This window comes from Sphingobium sp. B2D3C, from assembly GCF_025961835.1.
In the GTDB taxonomy this organism is placed as follows: domain Bacteria; phylum Pseudomonadota; class Alphaproteobacteria; order Sphingomonadales; family Sphingomonadaceae; genus Sphingobium.
On record NZ_JAOQOK010000001.1, the window covers coordinates 1,924,516 to 1,938,446 of the forward strand.

The following is a 13,931-nucleotide window of genomic DNA, read 5'->3' on the forward strand; positions in this document are numbered from 1 at the left end:
GAAAACGCAACGAAGGGGGACTCGGGGCACTTCCGGATTATGGGGGACGGCTTCGGCCTTTTCGGAAAGTAGCAGAGATGATTCGTTCTCAGCTCGTTCAAAAGCTTGCGCTTCTTCATCCTGACCTCAGCGGGCAGGAAGTCGACCGCATCGTGGATATCGTTTTCGACTCGATTACCGCGCGCCTGGCCGAAGGGGGCCGGGTAGAACTGCGTGGATTCGGCGCCTTCACCACCCGCGCCCGGGACGGGCGCACGGGGCGCAATCCCCGCACCGGCGATTCGGTGGTGGTACCGCCCAAGCGCGTGCCGCACTTCAAGCCAGGCAAGGAAATGCGCATTCGCCTGAATGCCGGCGACTGAGCACCATCACCTGAGCCTTTGACGATCCGGCAGCCCGGCCATGCGGCAGCGCATCGGCCGGGTTGCGGTCATTCCGCGCACAGCATGTCCTTCACCCGGCGCTTGATAAGGGCTGGAACCGTCCTGCCGTGCATGGCATGGGCGTTCGCGCATCCCCATGTGCTTGCGGACGTGGCGAAATCGGTAGACGCAGCAGACTTAAAATCTGCTTCTCATCTGAGAGTGCGGGTTCAAGTCCCGCCGTCCGCACCATAGCGAACGCGATGTCCCCCCTTTCAAGCGCAGCCATGGTTGGACGAATCGCGTCGGCAGGCTACGGCCTCCCTGTAACGTCGATGGATTCTTGTCCGAACAGGGAGTGAAAGGCGATGGGCACCCGCCCCGCGCGAACCTGGGTCCGCCCCCTGCTGGCATTGGCCGTGCTCGCCACGGCGGGATGCAACAGCCCGCGCGATAACCGCACCGTTCGGGTGGACGTGATCGGCCAGAGCGAAGCGCTCGCCCAGCCGCTGCGCCACGGCAATGCACCGGCAGCCCGGCTGATCCTCGCCTCGACCGCGCAAGGGCTGCTCAGCTTCGACGCGCGCGGCGACATTGTCGGCGCGCTGGCGGAAAGCTGGATCGTCGAGGATGGCGGCCAGAGCTACATCTTCCGGCTGAAGCGGCTGCACTGGGCGGACGGCAAGCCGGTCCATGCCGATGAGGTCGCCCGGCTTCTGCGCGAGCGGATGCGCGCCAATCCGCTGCTGCTGGCGGGCCTTACCCCCGATGTGCGCGCGATGACCGACCGGGTCATCGAAATAAGGCTCGACATGAGCCTCCCCGCCTTCCTGCAATTGCTCGCTCAACCGGACCTTGCGGTAATGACCCGCTCGGGCGACGGCACCGGCCCCTATCGCCGTGAGCCGGTTGCCAAGGGCGGGCCGGTCGTCCTGGCACCCGCGACAGCCGCGATCGAGGAGCCGACCGAGGGCGAGCCCGAGAGCGAAGCCGCGCCCCTGGTCGAGCGGCGGGAAGTGCGCGCCGAGCGCGCGTCGCTGGCTCTCGTCCGCTTCCGCGCTCGCCATACCGATCTCGTGCTGGGCGGGCGCTTCCAGCACCTGCCCTTGATCGACGCGGCCGGCCTCAACATGGCCGATGCGCAGGTCGACCCGGTCGAGGGCCTGTTCGGCCTCGCCTTTACGAGCACGTCGTCCTTCCTCGCGGACGTACCGGTGCGCGACGCGCTCGCCCGCCTTGTCGACCGGGACAAGCTCGCCGAGGTTCTGGGCCTGCCGGGCTGGCGGACCGCCACCTACCCGCTCCCGGCCTCTTATGAACTGAACCGCCTGCCGAGCGCACCGGCATGGTCCGGCCGCTCGCGCGAGGAGCGCGTCGAATCCGCCCGGCGGATCATCGACCGCTGGCGGGCGGACAAGGGCGATCCGCCGGTTCTACGGATCGCCTTGCCGGACGGATCAGGCGCCTCCGTGCTGTTCCTGCGCCTGGTTCAAGACTTTGGACAGGCCGGATTGCAACTCGATCGGGTGGCCATCGATCAGCCCGCCGATCTGCGGCTGATCGACGAGGTCGCGCCCTTTGACAGTGCGTTCTGGTATCTCGCCCGCCTCGATTGTTCGGCCGGGTTCCTGTGCGATCCGCGCGTGGCCAGCCGCCTCGCCGAGGCCCGCAAGAGCCAGAATGACGAGGAGCGCGCCCAGTTGCTGGCGGAAGCGGAGGAAGCGACGGTGGCGTTCAGCGGGTTCATTCCGCTCGGTCGTCCCATCCGCTGGTCGCTCGTCGGGCAGCGGCTGACCAACTTCAAACCCTCTTCGCGCGGAGTTCATCCATTGAATGCGCTGATCACCGTCCCCAACTAATCCTTCGCGCTGCCAGCAAGGCAGCCTGCAAAGGAACGTGGATGGCCCGGGCGAAACCGCATAACGCTGCTGAAGAGATGGCGAGACAGTTTGAGAGCCTCGCCAGTTCGCGGCTCGGGCGCGATCCCCATGCGGTGCGCCGCCGCATCGAGATGATGGAGCAGGTGCTCGAAAATGCGATGGTGATCCCCGGGACGCGCATCCGCGTCGGGCTGGACGCCATGCTCGGCATCATTCCCATCGTCGGCGATCTTCTCGCAGCGGCCATGGGCGCATGGATTGTATGGGAGGCCCGTAATCTCGGGATGCCGCGCTGGCAGTTGCTGCGGATGAGCGGCAATGTCGCCTTCGACACCGCAATCGGCGCGGTTCCACTGGTCGGCGATGCCTTCGACGTCATGTTCCGCTCGAACACGCGCAACCTGCGGATCATCCGCAAGCATCTCGACAAGCACCATCCCCAGACGGCGATCATCGAAGGCTAAACAAGCCAAGCGCCATTCTTCGGCGCCTTGAGCCTAGATATTGCTGAAATCGAGGCCGATATCTGCCGCTGGTGCCGACTGGGTCAATCGCCCGACACTGACATAATCGACGCCCGTGCTGGCGATAGCGCGGATGGTCTCCAGCGTAACCCCGCCAGAGGCCTCCGTGGGAACGCGCTTTCCAACCAGCGTGACAGCGCCGCGCAGAACGCCCGGCGACATGTTATCCAGCAGCAGATGCGTCGCCCCGGCCGCGATGGCCGGCTCGATCTGGTCGATCCGGTCGACCTCCACGATCACCTCGGCAATCCCGGCAGCCACTGCCCGGCGCACCGCCTCTTCCACCGATCCGGCGACGGCGACGTGATTGTCCTTGATCATCGCCGCATCCCACAGGCCCATGCGGTGGTTTTTCGCGCCGCCCATGCGCGTCGCGTATTTCTCCAGCACGCGCAGGCCGGGGATCGTCTTGCGGGTATCGAGCAGCGTCGCTCCGGTGCCGGCAATGCGGTCCACATAAGCCCGCGTCATCGTAGCGATGCCGGTCAAGTGCTGCACCGTGTTGAGCGCCGACCGCTCCGCGGTGAGCATCGCGCGTGCGCGGCCCTTCAGGCGCATGAGGTCGGTGCCGGCCGGCACCTGATCACCATCCGCGACGAGCAGCGTGATCTCGACATCGGGATCGAGCGCACGGAAGAAGGCTTCGGCCAACGGCAGGCCCGCAACCGTCACCGCGTCGCGGCTGTCCATCACACCGCTGAACACCGCGTCTGCGGGGATGACGCTCTGCGACGTCACATCCCGCCCGCCCCCATTGACCGGACCATCAAGGTCCTCGGCGAGGGTGGCGGCGACGAAGGCGTCGAGGTCGAAGCGGTCAAGTGTGAAGGGCATGATGCGCTCGCTTTTTCATCGCCGCCTCGAAAGCGCAAGAGCGTTCCTCAAGCTCAGCGAGGGAGGGACCGGCCAGCGCGATCCGCGCCTGCGCCATCAACCGCTCGCCTTCCAGCCGCAGCGCCTCCCGCCGGGGCTGCGAGACGAGGCCGGCGGAAATGCCCAGCAGACAATCGAGAAACTGCGCCGCAGCAATAGGGCTGGTTGCGGCGGCCGAGCGCAGGGAGCCGAACCCGCGCCGCAGGAAATGGTCGAAATCGTCATTAAGCGGAATGACACGCTGCCAGTCTTCTTCTTCCTCTCCCGGCCTGCTGCGCAGATCGCGCCGGGCAAGTTCGCTCATCGAAGCGCCGAGCCAATGCATCGCCGTCACCGCCGTGAAGGGATCGTTGATGCCAGGCGACAGGGCGCGCAAGCCAATCTCGACCAGCTCGTCGATCAGAAATTCGATGTCCTGCGCCGGAGACCGAAATCCAGCGAGTGAGAAACAGTCCCGCAGTTGCTCGGCCATCTCATCATCCACATGACAGCCGTGGACGGACATCAGGCCAATCTCGGGATGCACAAAATCGCCGGGACGCAGGCGCATGACCACGCGGCATTTGTGCTCGCGGGCAACGTCAGCCAGGCCTGAGAAATCGACGATCTGGATATAGCCGCTGCCCGTCGCCGGCACGATCTGCCCGTCGGACAACGCCATCATCTCCACCTCGTCGCCCTCTTTCGGAAAGCGCTGGCGCACTTCCTCGGTCAGGCGCCGTCCGATCTCCTCAAGCACGGAATTGATGCGGATGCTGGCCGGCACATGATTGAGGAAGAAAACCAGCACGCCGATGGAAATCAGCATCAGGCCGGTCGCGATGACCAGCGAGAGTTGCGGCACGAACCCCACATCGACGCTGGATTCCGCCGCCTCCCGGACGACCCGCAGCACCATGACGGCATAGACGAACGTGCCGATGAACGTCGCCAGCGAGAGCTGGTTGCCGCGATCTTCCATGAAATTGATGAGCAGGCGCGGGCCGTAATTACCCGAGGCATAGACCACGGCGGCTATGGTGATCGAGAAAACGGTCGACGCCACGCCGATCATCGATCCGGCAATGACGTTGAGGACGTTGCGCGCCCCTTCCGGCCGCGCAGCATCCACGAACTTGACGAGATGGGCGGCCTGCCCCGAGCGATCGATGTCGATGGTGACGATCGCCAGCGCGAGGGCGAGCATCGTGAACAGCGCCGGATAGAACCAATAGCTCGCGTTAACGTTCAGCCAGAGCGAGCGCAGGCGGACGATCACCGGGGCGGCTCCCCGCTCACCGTGCTCCCACGTCGCCCTGCCCGACCGTATCGCTGGCAAGATCCAGCATCCGGTCGAGGCTCTTCTTCGCGGCGACCCGCAGCTGCTCATCCATCTCGATGCGCGGCTGGAGATCGCGGAGCGCGATGTAGAGCTTCTCCAGCGTGTTGAGCGCCATATAGGGGCAGACGTTGCAGTTGCAGTTGCCGTCCGCACCCGGCGCGCCGACGAAGCGCTTTTCGGGGATCGCCTTTTCCATCTGGTGGATGATGTGCGGCTCGGTCGCGACGATCAGCGTGTCGCCGGGCATGTCCTTGGCATATTGCAGGATGCCGCTGGTCGAGCCGACATAATCGGCATGATCGATGATAGCCGGCGGGCATTCGGGGTGGGCCGCAACCGGCGCGCCAGGGTGCATGGCCTTGAGCTTGAGCAGCTCAGTCTCGCTGAAGCTCTCATGCACGATGCACACGCCCGGCCAGAGCAGCATCTCACGCCCCAGCTTGCGCGCGAGATAGCCGCCCAGATGCTTATCCGGCCCGAAGATGATCTTCTGGTCCTTGGGGAGCTTGCTCAGAATCTTCTCGGCAGACGAGCTGGTGACGATGATATCGCTCAGCGCCTTTACCTCCGCCGAGCAATTGATGTAGCTGAGGGCGATATGATCGGGATGTGCCTCGCGGAAGGCCTTGAACTGGGCTGGCGGGCAGCTGTCTTCCAGGCTACAGCCTGCGTCCATGTCCGGCAGGATCACGATCTTCTCGGGGCTGAGGATCTTCGCCGTCTCGGCCATGAAGCGCACGCCGCAAAATGCGATCACGTCCGCATCCGTCTCGGCCGCCTTGCGGGATAGCTCAAGGCTGTCGCCGACAAAGTCGGCCAGGTCCTGGATCTGCGGCTTCTGGTAATAATGCGCGAGTATGACCGCATTGCGCTCCTTGCGCAGGCGATTGATCTCCTCCAGCAGGTCCAGCCCCGCAAGACTTCCGCCGATCCCGCCGCGTGCATCCATCACCGAATCTCCTTTGTCATGCGGCGGAGATGGCCACGAAGCGCCCGTCGATCAACCTCTAACCGCGCTCAGGGGAAGAAGGCCCGCATATCGCGCATCGCACCGGGTGTCCCGGCGACCATATCGCGCGTGATGGCAAGGCCCATCGGGCTGTAGGCGATGGCATCGGCCATGAGCTGGCTGCCGATCAGGATGCCCGCTCCCCACAGCCATGCGGCGTGGATGCGCCCTTTGCGCCGCCAGTCCCAGACCATGCCGACCAGGATGAACATCATGGGCGCCACGACAGCCGCGACCCACCAGCCCCAGGGGATGAGGAACGGCATCGGCAGCAGCCGCCCGAAGCCGGGGCCGGTCAGCCCGGCCATGGCGCCGCACATCAGCCTCCGGTGCCAGTCGGGACGGGCGCGCATGACGAGCGCCGCCCCGACGGTGAGCGCGAAAGCCAGCAGGCCGATGCTGTTGCCGAAGAGAAATTCATTAGTATCGAAGAAAGGAGGCCCGCCGATTGCGCGCACCGAATGACGCGTCACCGCCAGACCCAGCACGACCATGACCGGCACCCAGAGCAGCGCGAGCACACCAAGTCGCCGGTGCAGGCGCACCGAGCCGCTAGCCGCCAGAAAAGATTGGGTGACGAAAAGAACCAGCCAGCCGAAGAAAACCAGCGCGTGGACATGAAGCAGCAGCGGCGCGGCGAAGGTCGAGCGGCCGGCGGCGACATTGAATGAGAAGCCCGCCACAAGGACAAAGGCCATCGCCAGCGCCAATTTGAGGAAGAAGCTGCGCTCGCGCTCGATCTCGGATCTGATGCCTGAAGCAAGTGTTGCCATGACGGTCCCCCCACCGTTGCCTGGACGGCAGGGAAGCTGATCCTGTTCGCGCGTCCCGTCAAGCGCCTAAATCAACACCCTCGCCCAGACCCCGTCCGCACTGTCTTTGACCAGCCCCCGCCGTTGCAGATCGATGAGATGGGCGAGCACGGATCGTCCGGCGGCGCCATGCAGGCGCGGATTGAGGCCCACATACATGCTCGCGACGAAATCCGGGATGGTGACGGCGCCCTGCCGCTCCAGAATGCGCAGGATCTGCCCTTCCCGCATCCGCCGATGCCCCAGCATGCCGCGAGCGAAACGCTGGGGCTGCGTCACCGGTTCGCCATGGGCTGGATAATAGATGCTGTCCGAGCGGGCGACGAGGCGCTCCAGCGAGCCGAGATAATCGCTCATGTCGCCATCCGGCGGCGAGACGACGCTGGTGGACCAGCTCATCACATGATCGCCGGTGAACAGCGCCGCTTCTTCCTCGAGCGCGTAGCACAGATGATTGGAGGTGTGGCCGGGCGTCGCCAGCGCGGTAAGAATCCAGCCCGTGCCCACGATTTGCTCGCCCTCCGCCAGCACCCGGTCGGGACTGTAATCGGGGTCGAACGCCGCATCGGCGCGCGGCCCGTCATCCTCCAAAGTGAGCGGCGCGCAGCCGATGATCGGCGCGCCAATGCGCTGTGCCAACGGCCGCGCCGCCGGGCTGTGATCGCGATGGGTGTGGGTGCAGGCGATAGCAATGACGGGGCGACCGGCAATCGCCGCTTCCAGTGCATCCAAATGGGCAGGATCATCCGGGCCAGGATCGATTACGGCAAGGTCGCTGTTGCCCACCAGATAGGTCTGCGTCCCCTCAAAAGTGAAGGGCGAGGGATTGGGTGCCAGCACGCGCTGCACCAGCGGCGACAGGCGCATGACCCGGCCGGTGTCGGCGGCGAGACTGGGGGCAGCAGGCATCATCTCTTCCATGTGTCACGGCCGCCGCCGATTGCAAGGCGCAAGCGGAAATGCGGGCGAAACTGTCGGAGCGCTTTACAGGTCGCAACCTCTTGCCCCGCCCTTAACCAGCGTCGCCGCCCGCTCTCCTCACCCGGAGAAACTGGCACGGCGCTTGCTTTTCTTGTCGACACACCCGCTTTGGGGGACGGGCACCCGGTCTTCTTGCCTGTCCCCCAATCCTTTTGTCTCCCAATCCCTCCGAACTCCGGCGCCCGAACGCAAAACGGGCGCCGGGCTTTTTGCCCCGCGCCCGCTTGAAGAACGAAATGGAAGCTCGGTCAGGCGGCGATGACGCCCTCCTCCGCAAGAAGCTGCTTGAGCTCGCCCGCCTCATACATTTCCATCATGATGTCCGACCCGCCAAGGAACTCGCCCTTTACGTAAAGCTGCGGGATGGTCGGCCAGTCGGAAAAGCTCTTGATGCCCTGGCGGATCTCCTGATCCTGCAGCACATCCACGCTCTCGAAGGGTGCGCCGAGCCGTTCCAGAATGGCAATGGCGCGACTGGAGAACCCGCATTGCGGGAACAAGGGCGTGCCTTTCATGAAGAGCACGACATCGTTCTTGCCGACGATATCGGCGATGCGGGCGTGGACGGGGTCGGTCATGTCTGGTCTCCGGGCAGCAGTGCGGCGCGATGCCTGCGCTGCGCTATCAGTTGGGAACGGCCGTGGTCAGTTGCAAGGCGTGAAGTTCTCCGCCCATGCGCCCGCCGAGTGCGGCATAGACGGCCCGCTGCTGGGCAATACGATTCATCCCCCGAAAACTCTCGGAGGTGACCCGCGCCGCATAATGATCGCCATCGCCGGCCAGATCGGTGATCTCCACCGTCGCATCCGGGAAAGCCGCGAGGATCATCGCCTCGATATCGCCAGCCGCCATGGGCATGTCAAAGGCCCCTCAATTCTCTTCCTGCATGAACTGGCGACGCGCCTCGGCGGCCTTGTCGCTCAGCGCCGTGCGCACGCGCTGCTCGTCCATGTCGACGCCGGCCGATACAAGATCGCCCATCACCTTGCGGATCACGTCCTCATCGCCGGCTTCCTCGAAGTCCGCCTGCACGACCGCCTTGGCATAGGCATCGGTCTCTTCCTTGGTCAGCCCCATCAGGCCGGCCGCCCACTCGCCCAGCAGGCGGTTGCGCCGGGCAGCGACCCGGAACGCGAGTTCCTGATCCATGGCGAACTTGGTCTCGAACGCCTTCTCGCGATCGTCGAATGAACTCATGAAAGACGCACCTTCATCTGGAGGTAACTGAATAGAGGTTCTACTTAGGAAGCAGGCGCTCCCTTGGCAACGCGCGGGACACCCCGCCGCGTCGAATTCAAGCGGCCGCCGGCACCAGCCAGGGCCGCGTCTGCGCATCGCGCGCCTCGAACGCCCCGATGGTATCGCCCTGCGCCATCGTCAGGCCGATCTCGTCGAGCCCGCCCAGCAGGCAGCTTTTGCGGAACGGGTCGATCTCGAAAGTGAAGCGGTCCTGAAACGGCGTCGTCACCGACTGGTTCTCAAGGTCGATGCTGATCGGATCGGTCTTGGCGACCTCCAGCAGCCGGTCGACCGCTTCCTGCGGCAACACGACGGTCAGGATGCCGTTCTTGAAGGCGTTGCCCGAGAAAATATCAGAGAAGCTGGGCGCGATGACGGCCCGCACGCCCATGTCGATCAGCGCCCAGGCGGCATGTTCGCGGCTCGACCCACAGCCGAAATTGTCGCCCGCCACGATGATCGGCGCGCCGGCATAGCGCGGGTCGTCGAACACATTGCCGGGCTCCTTGCGCAGCGCCTCGAACGCGCCTTTGCCGAGGCCCGTGCGGCTGATGGTCTTGAGCCATTCGGCCGGAATGATGATGTCGGTATCGACATTCTTCAGGCCGAAGGGATAGGCGCGACCTTCAACGGTGGTGACGGGTTCCATGCTGGTCCTGCTGATGACGGGCTGTTTGACCGGTCAAGTGGCGGATGTGCGCGCTTGCGTCAAGATGCCGACCCGATATGCAGGCGGCCGACAGCGATGTGCGGAGGAGGTGAGGCAATGGCAACAAGCGGCACATGGCGCCCGATGCGCGCCCGTGACATGGCGGCAGTCAAGGCGATCTCCGATGCGGTCCATGGCCGCTATACAGAGGATGAAGCGATCTACGCCGAGCGCCTCAGCCTGCATCCGGCCGGCTGTTTCGTCTTCGAGGACGCCGGGCGCGTGCTCGGCTATCTTATCGCCCACCCTTGGGAAGCGGACAGCGTGCCCGCCTTCAACGCGCCGCTGGGGGCCATTCCCGAGAACCCTAGCAGCTATTATCTGCACGATCTTGCCCTGCTGCCCGACGCGCGCGGCAGTGGCGCCGGGCGCTCTGCGCTGGCGCTAGTCGTTGCGCAGGCGCGTCGCGAGGGTGTTGATGAAATCTGGCTGACGGCCGTCAACGGCGCAGACAGCTATTGGGCCGCGCAAGGCTTCGAGGTGGTCGAAGCGCCCGATCCGGCCGGTTATGACGAGACTTGTCGCCGCATGAAGCTGCGTGTTTCGATGGCCTGACAGCGCAGATTGAGAAGTCCGCGCCCGTCTAAGGTCACACGCGCATTCAGCGTGCGGCTGGCTTTTCCGCCTTTGCGGGCACAGCGGCGGACTGGCCGAGGCCCATGGCCATGGCGGCGCTGCCGAGAGCACCGGCGACCAAAATCCAGAAAATGACTTTCATTGCGTCCCCTTACGCTTGCTCGGGCACCATTAGTTCGCGAACGTCCGCAAGTCGACCCCTGATCGCGGCGGCGGCGGCCATCACCGGCGAGACGAGATGGGTGCGCGCACCCGGCCCCTGCCGGCCCATGAAGTTGCGATTGCTGGTGGAGGCACAACGCTCACCACTGGGCACACGATCCGGATTCATGCCCAGGCACATGGAGCAGCCCGGCTCGCGCCATTCGAACCCGGCCTCAATGAAGATGCGATCCAGCCCCTCGGCCTCGGCCTGATGCTTGACCAGCCCGGAGCCGGGCACGATCAGCGCCTGCTTGATGCCGTCGGCAACCTTGCGGCCCTTGAGCACCGACGCGGCCGCGCGCAGATCCTCGATGCGGCTGTTGGTGCAGCTGCCGATGAAGATATGCTCGACCGGCACGTCTTCCATGCGCTGGCCGGCGGTGAGGCCCATATAGGCGAGCGACTTGGCCGCAGCTTCCCGCTTAGAGGGGTCCTCAAAGCTCTCCGGATCGGGCACGACGCCGGTGATCGGCACTACGTCCTCGGGACTGGTGCCCCAGGTGACGGTCGGCGCGATCTCGCTCGCCTCCAGCCGCACATGCTTGTCGAACACGGCGCCTTCGTCGGTCACCAGCGTGCGCCAATAGGCGACCGCGCGCTCCCAATCGGCACCCTGCGGCGCCATCGGGCGGCCCTTGATATAGTCGAACGTCTTCTCGTCCGGCGCAAAGAGTCCCGAGCGCGCGCCACCCTCGATCGCCATATTGGCGACGGTCAGCCGGCTCTCGATGCTCATGGCGCGGAAAGTCGAGCCGCGGAATTCCATGACATGGCCGGTGCCGCCGGCGGTGCCGATGCGGCCGATGACGGCGAGGATCACGTCCTTGGCGGTGACGCCATAGCCCAGCTCGCCCTCGACCTCGATGGCGAGCGTCTTGCTCGGCTTGAGCAGCAACGTCTGCGTGGCGAGCACATGCTCGACCTCGCTGGTGCCGATGCCGAACGCCAGCGCGCCCAGCGCGCCGTGCGCGGCCGTGTGGCTATCCCCGCAGACCAGGGTCATGCCGGGCAGCGTGAAGCCCTGCTCGGGGCCGACGACATGGACGATGCCCTGATTGATGTCCGTCGCGCCGAAATAGCGGATGCCGAACTCGGGCGCATTGCGCTCCAGCGCGGCGAGCTGCTGCGCGCTCTCCTTGTTGACGATGGGGATGCGGTTGCCCTGCGCATCCACCCGCGCCGTGGTCGGCACGTTATGATCCGGCACGGCCAGCGTGAGATCGGGACGGCGCACTTTGCGGCCAGCCAGACGAAGGCCCTCGAACGCTTGCGGGCTGGTCACTTCATGGACGAGGTGGCGGTCGATATAGACAAGGCACGTGCCATCGTCGCGCTTCTCGACGACGTGCGCGTCCCAGATCTTCTCATAAAGGGTGCGGGCCTGGGTCATAATGGGGCTGCCCTACATCTGTCGCGGTCGGGGGGGAAGCCCCTATATCGGGCGGTCGAAGTCCGTTTCAATGGCGCGCGCGGCGCTCTTCCCCTGGTCGCCCCGGCCTTGATCAGGGTCCCGCTGCCTTAGCGCGCGATCGCTGAATAAGAAGCGTCATCCCGGATCAAGTCCGGGATGACGGAGTATTGGTGGGGCAGCGAAGCGCTCCGGAACTGCCCCTCCTCCGAAGAGAAGAGGTAACTACCGCGCGTTAACCCGACGCCTTACGAGACGTAATGCGCCGTCGTCTTGGCCGCGACTTCCTCGGCGGTAACACCCGGCGCCAGCTCCACGAGGCGGAAGGGCTGATCGTGCGAAACGCGCTGGAAGACGCACAGATCGGTGACGATCATATCCACCACATCCCGGCCGGTGAGCGGCAGGGTGCATTCCGGGATGAACTTGGGGCTGCCGTCCTTGGCGGTGTGCTCCATCACCACGATGATCTTCTTGACGCCGGCGACGAGGTCCATCGCGCCGCCCATGCCCTTGATCATCTTGCCGGGGATCATCCAGTTGGCGATGTCGCCTTTCTCGGAGACTTCCATCGCACCCAGCACGGTGAGATCGATGTGGCCGCCGCGGATCATCGCGAAGCTGTCGGCGCTGGAGAAATAGACGCTGCTCGGCAGTTCGCTGATCGTCTGCTTGCCGGCATTGATGAGATCGGGATCGACCTCGTCATCATAAGGGAACGGGCCGATGCCGAGCATGCCGTTCTCGCTCTGCAGCGTGACTTCCACGCCCGGCGGGATGTGATTGGCGACCAAGGTCGGGATGCCGATGCCGAGATTCACATAGAAGCCGTCCTGAAGCTCCTTCGCGGCGCGCGCGGCCATTTCATCGCGTGACCAGCCCATTATGCGGCCTCCCTTTCGCGGACAGTGCGGAATTCGATCTTCTTGTCATAGGGCGCACCGACGATCATGCGCTTCACATAGATGCCGGGCAGATGGATGCTGTCCGGATCGAGGCTGCCGACGGGCACCACTTCCTCGACTTCCGCGACGCAGATCTTGCCGGCGGTGGCCATCGGCTGGTTGAAATTGCGCGCGGTCTTGCGGAAAATCAGGTTGCCCGCTTCATCGGCCTTCCAGCCCTTGATGATGCACAGATCGGCATAGATGCCGCGCTCGAGCACATATTCCTGCCCGTCGAAAATCTTGGTTTCCTTGCCCTCGGCAACCTGCGTGCCCACACCGGTCTTGGTGTAGAAGCCCGGAATGCCCGCACCGCCGGCCCGGCAGCGCTCGGCCAGCGTGCCCTGCGGACAAAACTCCACCTCCAACTCGCCTGCCAGATACTGCCGCTCGAACTCCTTGTTCTCGCCCACATAGGACGAAATCATCTTCTTCACCTGGCGGGTGCGCAGCAGCTTGCCCAGCCCTTCGCCGTCGATGCCGGCGTTGTTGGAGGCGAAGGTGAGATCCTTCACGCCAGAATCGCGGATCGCGTCGATCAGGCGCTCGGGAATACCGCACAGGCCGAACCCGCCGGCGCAAATGAGCATTCCGTCGTGGAGCAGGCCATCGAGAGCGGCTGCAGCATCGGGATAGAGTTTCTTCACGCGTGTCTCCTTGGCACGGATGGAGCGAAAGCTGATCCGCCCATAAGAGCGCGGGACCGGACGGTCAAATGCCCGGATTGCATGAAGCGGTAGGGAAACCGAACCATACCGGGTGATCGCTGCCTGCTCGGACATAAACAATGAAGGCCGCACTCGCTTCTGCGAGTACGACCTTTCATCAAACGCTTGAGCGTTACGGCTTGGGGTCAGACCCGGTCGCCGAGGGCTCCCTTCACGGCGCCCTTGAGGCCTTGGCCCTTGCCCTTGAGCTCTTGGCCGAGACCTTCCGCCTGCTGATCGGGATCGTTGCGCTGCTTGCCGATCTCCTGCTTGGCCTTGCCGACTGCTTCGTTGACGGCACCCTTGGCCTTGTCGATCAATTCACCCATGATAGGTCTCCAATCGCTGAATTCTGCTACGGCCGGACGATCCGACCGTCTGA

Annotated in this window: 17 protein-coding genes and 1 tRNA gene; 5 read left to right on the forward strand and 13 right to left on the reverse strand. The window is 64.7% G+C overall.

All coding sequences use genetic code 11. The features are described 5' to 3' along the window. The first annotated feature begins 77 nt into the window (after window positions 1–77). From M2339_RS08960 to M2339_RS08975, 4 genes are all read left to right on the forward strand, one after another. Complete coding sequence (locus tag M2339_RS08960; protein ID WP_181559138.1) at window positions 78–362, forward strand: integration host factor subunit beta; 285 nt, start codon at window positions 78–80, stop codon at window positions 360–362. 165 nt (window positions 363–527) lie between these two features. Beyond that, window positions 528–614 (forward strand) — tRNA-Leu (locus M2339_RS08965). Between the two features lie 116 nt (window positions 615–730). Next, window positions 731–2,221: an ABC transporter substrate-binding protein gene (locus tag M2339_RS08970; protein ID WP_264586857.1), complete on the forward strand. Its 1,491-nt coding sequence runs from the start codon at window positions 731–733 to the stop codon at window positions 2,219–2,221. 77 nt (window positions 2,222–2,298) lie between these two features. Beyond that, a complete protein-coding gene (locus tag M2339_RS08975) occupies window positions 2,299–2,706 on the forward strand; it encodes a DUF4112 domain-containing protein (RefSeq protein WP_264586856.1) in 408 nt (135 codons plus the stop codon). Window positions 2,707–2,739: 33 nt separating this feature from the next. Here the strand turns inward: M2339_RS08975 and nadC are convergent, their stop codons facing one another. From nadC to leuD, 9 genes are all read right to left on the reverse strand, one after another. Then, entirely contained in the window at window positions 2,740–3,600 is an 861-nt protein-coding gene (nadC, locus tag M2339_RS08980) for a carboxylating nicotinate-nucleotide diphosphorylase (RefSeq protein ID WP_264586855.1), read from the reverse strand. Further along, window positions 3,584–4,897, reverse strand: a complete 1,314-nt coding sequence (locus M2339_RS08985; protein WP_264586854.1) for a DUF2254 domain-containing protein — start codon at window positions 4,895–4,897, stop codon at window positions 3,584–3,586. The genes nadC and M2339_RS08985 overlap by 17 nt, the downstream gene beginning before the upstream one ends. Window positions 4,898–4,913: 16 nt before the next feature. After that, window positions 4,914–5,909, reverse strand: coding sequence for a quinolinate synthase NadA (gene nadA, locus M2339_RS08990; protein ID WP_264586853.1), 996 nt, complete (start codon window positions 5,907–5,909; stop codon window positions 4,914–4,916). A 68-nt stretch (window positions 5,910–5,977) separates the two neighbouring features. Further along, on the reverse strand, window positions 5,978–6,742 hold the full coding sequence (locus M2339_RS08995) for a hypothetical protein (RefSeq protein ID WP_264586852.1): 765 nt from the start codon (window positions 6,740–6,742) through the stop codon (window positions 5,978–5,980). A gap of 66 nt (window positions 6,743–6,808) precedes the next feature. Continuing rightward, a complete protein-coding gene (locus tag M2339_RS09000; protein ID WP_413714793.1) occupies window positions 6,809–7,693 on the reverse strand; it encodes an MBL fold metallo-hydrolase in 885 nt (294 codons plus the stop codon). Between the two features lie 317 nt (window positions 7,694–8,010). Beyond that, complete coding sequence (grxD, locus tag M2339_RS09005; RefSeq protein WP_264586850.1) at window positions 8,011–8,340, reverse strand: Grx4 family monothiol glutaredoxin; 330 nt, start codon at window positions 8,338–8,340, stop codon at window positions 8,011–8,013. A gap of 46 nt (window positions 8,341–8,386) precedes the next feature. After that, the gene (locus M2339_RS09010) at window positions 8,387–8,620 is read right to left on the reverse strand and encodes a BolA/IbaG family iron-sulfur metabolism protein (RefSeq protein WP_181559130.1); all 234 of its coding nucleotides are present in this window, start codon (window positions 8,618–8,620) and stop codon (window positions 8,387–8,389) included. Between the two features lie 12 nt (window positions 8,621–8,632). Beyond that, the gene (locus M2339_RS09015; protein WP_264574774.1) at window positions 8,633–8,959 is read right to left on the reverse strand and encodes a DUF1476 domain-containing protein; all 327 of its coding nucleotides are present in this window, start codon (window positions 8,957–8,959) and stop codon (window positions 8,633–8,635) included. Between the two features lie 97 nt (window positions 8,960–9,056). Then, window positions 9,057–9,650 carry a 3-isopropylmalate dehydratase small subunit gene (leuD, locus tag M2339_RS09020; protein WP_264579379.1) on the reverse strand — a complete coding sequence of 198 codons (594 nt, stop codon included), beginning with the start codon at window positions 9,648–9,650 and terminating at the stop codon, window positions 9,057–9,059. A 117-nt stretch (window positions 9,651–9,767) separates the two neighbouring features. Between leuD and M2339_RS09025 the strand changes: the two genes are divergently transcribed. Then, window positions 9,768–10,265 (forward strand): GNAT family N-acetyltransferase, encoded by a 498-nt coding sequence (locus tag M2339_RS09025; RefSeq protein WP_264586849.1) that lies wholly within the window; start codon window positions 9,768–9,770, stop codon window positions 10,263–10,265. A gap of 172 nt (window positions 10,266–10,437) precedes the next feature. Here the strand turns inward: M2339_RS09025 and leuC are convergent, their stop codons facing one another. The 4 genes from leuC to M2339_RS09045 all read right to left on the reverse strand — a co-directional run bounded on the left by leuC (window position 10,438) and on the right by M2339_RS09045 (window position 13,878). Next, window positions 10,438–11,880: a 3-isopropylmalate dehydratase large subunit gene (gene leuC, locus M2339_RS09030; protein ID WP_264586848.1), complete on the reverse strand. Its 1,443-nt coding sequence runs from the start codon at window positions 11,878–11,880 to the stop codon at window positions 10,438–10,440. 266 nt (window positions 11,881–12,146) lie between these two features. Then, window positions 12,147–12,782, reverse strand: a complete 636-nt coding sequence (locus M2339_RS09035; protein WP_264576204.1) for a CoA transferase subunit B — start codon at window positions 12,780–12,782, stop codon at window positions 12,147–12,149. Then, the gene (locus M2339_RS09040) at window positions 12,782–13,489 is read right to left on the reverse strand and encodes a CoA transferase subunit A (RefSeq protein WP_264569800.1); all 708 of its coding nucleotides are present in this window, start codon (window positions 13,487–13,489) and stop codon (window positions 12,782–12,784) included. Before M2339_RS09040 ends, M2339_RS09035 begins: the two co-directional genes overlap by 1 nt. Before the next feature lie 206 nt (window positions 13,490–13,695). Further along, entirely contained in the window at window positions 13,696–13,878 is a 183-nt protein-coding gene (locus M2339_RS09045) for a CsbD family protein (protein WP_264586847.1), read from the reverse strand. Window positions 13,879–13,931 lie beyond the last annotated feature (53 nt).

Bases quoted from the DNA above. Each gene is read 5' to 3' on its own strand.
- M2339_RS08960 (WP_181559138.1), top strand. From the start codon at position 78: ATGATTCGTTCTCAGCTCGTTCAAAAGCTTGCGCTTCTTCATCCTGAC.
- M2339_RS08970 (WP_264586857.1), top strand. From the start codon at position 731: ATGGGCACCCGCCCCGCGCGAACCTGGGTCCGCCCCCTGCTGGCATTG.
- M2339_RS08975 (WP_264586856.1), top strand. From the start codon at position 2,299: ATGGCGAGACAGTTTGAGAGCCTCGCCAGTTCGCGGCTCGGGCGCGAT.
- nadC (WP_264586855.1), bottom strand. From the start codon at position 3,600: ATGCCCTTCACACTTGACCGCTTCGACCTCGACGCCTTCGTCGCCGCC.
- nadA (WP_264586853.1), bottom strand. From the start codon at position 5,909: ATGGATGCACGCGGCGGGATCGGCGGAAGTCTTGCGGGGCTGGACCTG.
- M2339_RS08995 (WP_264586852.1), bottom strand. From the start codon at position 6,742: ATGGCAACACTTGCTTCAGGCATCAGATCCGAGATCGAGCGCGAGCGC.
- M2339_RS09000 (WP_413714793.1), bottom strand. From the start codon at position 7,693: ATGATGCCTGCTGCCCCCAGTCTCGCCGCCGACACCGGCCGGGTCATG.
- grxD (WP_264586850.1), bottom strand. From the start codon at position 8,340: ATGACCGACCCCGTCCACGCCCGCATCGCCGATATCGTCGGCAAGAAC.
- M2339_RS09010 (WP_181559130.1), bottom strand. From the start codon at position 8,620: ATGCCCATGGCGGCTGGCGATATCGAGGCGATGATCCTCGCGGCTTTC.
- M2339_RS09015 (WP_264574774.1), bottom strand. From the start codon at position 8,959: ATGAGTTCATTCGACGATCGCGAGAAGGCGTTCGAGACCAAGTTCGCC.
- leuD (WP_264579379.1), bottom strand. From the start codon at position 9,650: ATGGAACCCGTCACCACCGTTGAAGGTCGCGCCTATCCCTTCGGCCTG.
- M2339_RS09025 (WP_264586849.1), top strand. From the start codon at position 9,768: ATGGCAACAAGCGGCACATGGCGCCCGATGCGCGCCCGTGACATGGCG.
- leuC (WP_264586848.1), bottom strand. From the start codon at position 11,880: ATGACCCAGGCCCGCACCCTTTATGAGAAGATCTGGGACGCGCACGTC.
- M2339_RS09035 (WP_264576204.1), bottom strand. From the start codon at position 12,782: ATGGGCTGGTCACGCGATGAAATGGCCGCGCGCGCCGCGAAGGAGCTT.
- M2339_RS09045 (WP_264586847.1), bottom strand. From the start codon at position 13,878: ATGGGTGAATTGATCGACAAGGCCAAGGGTGCCGTCAACGAAGCAGTC.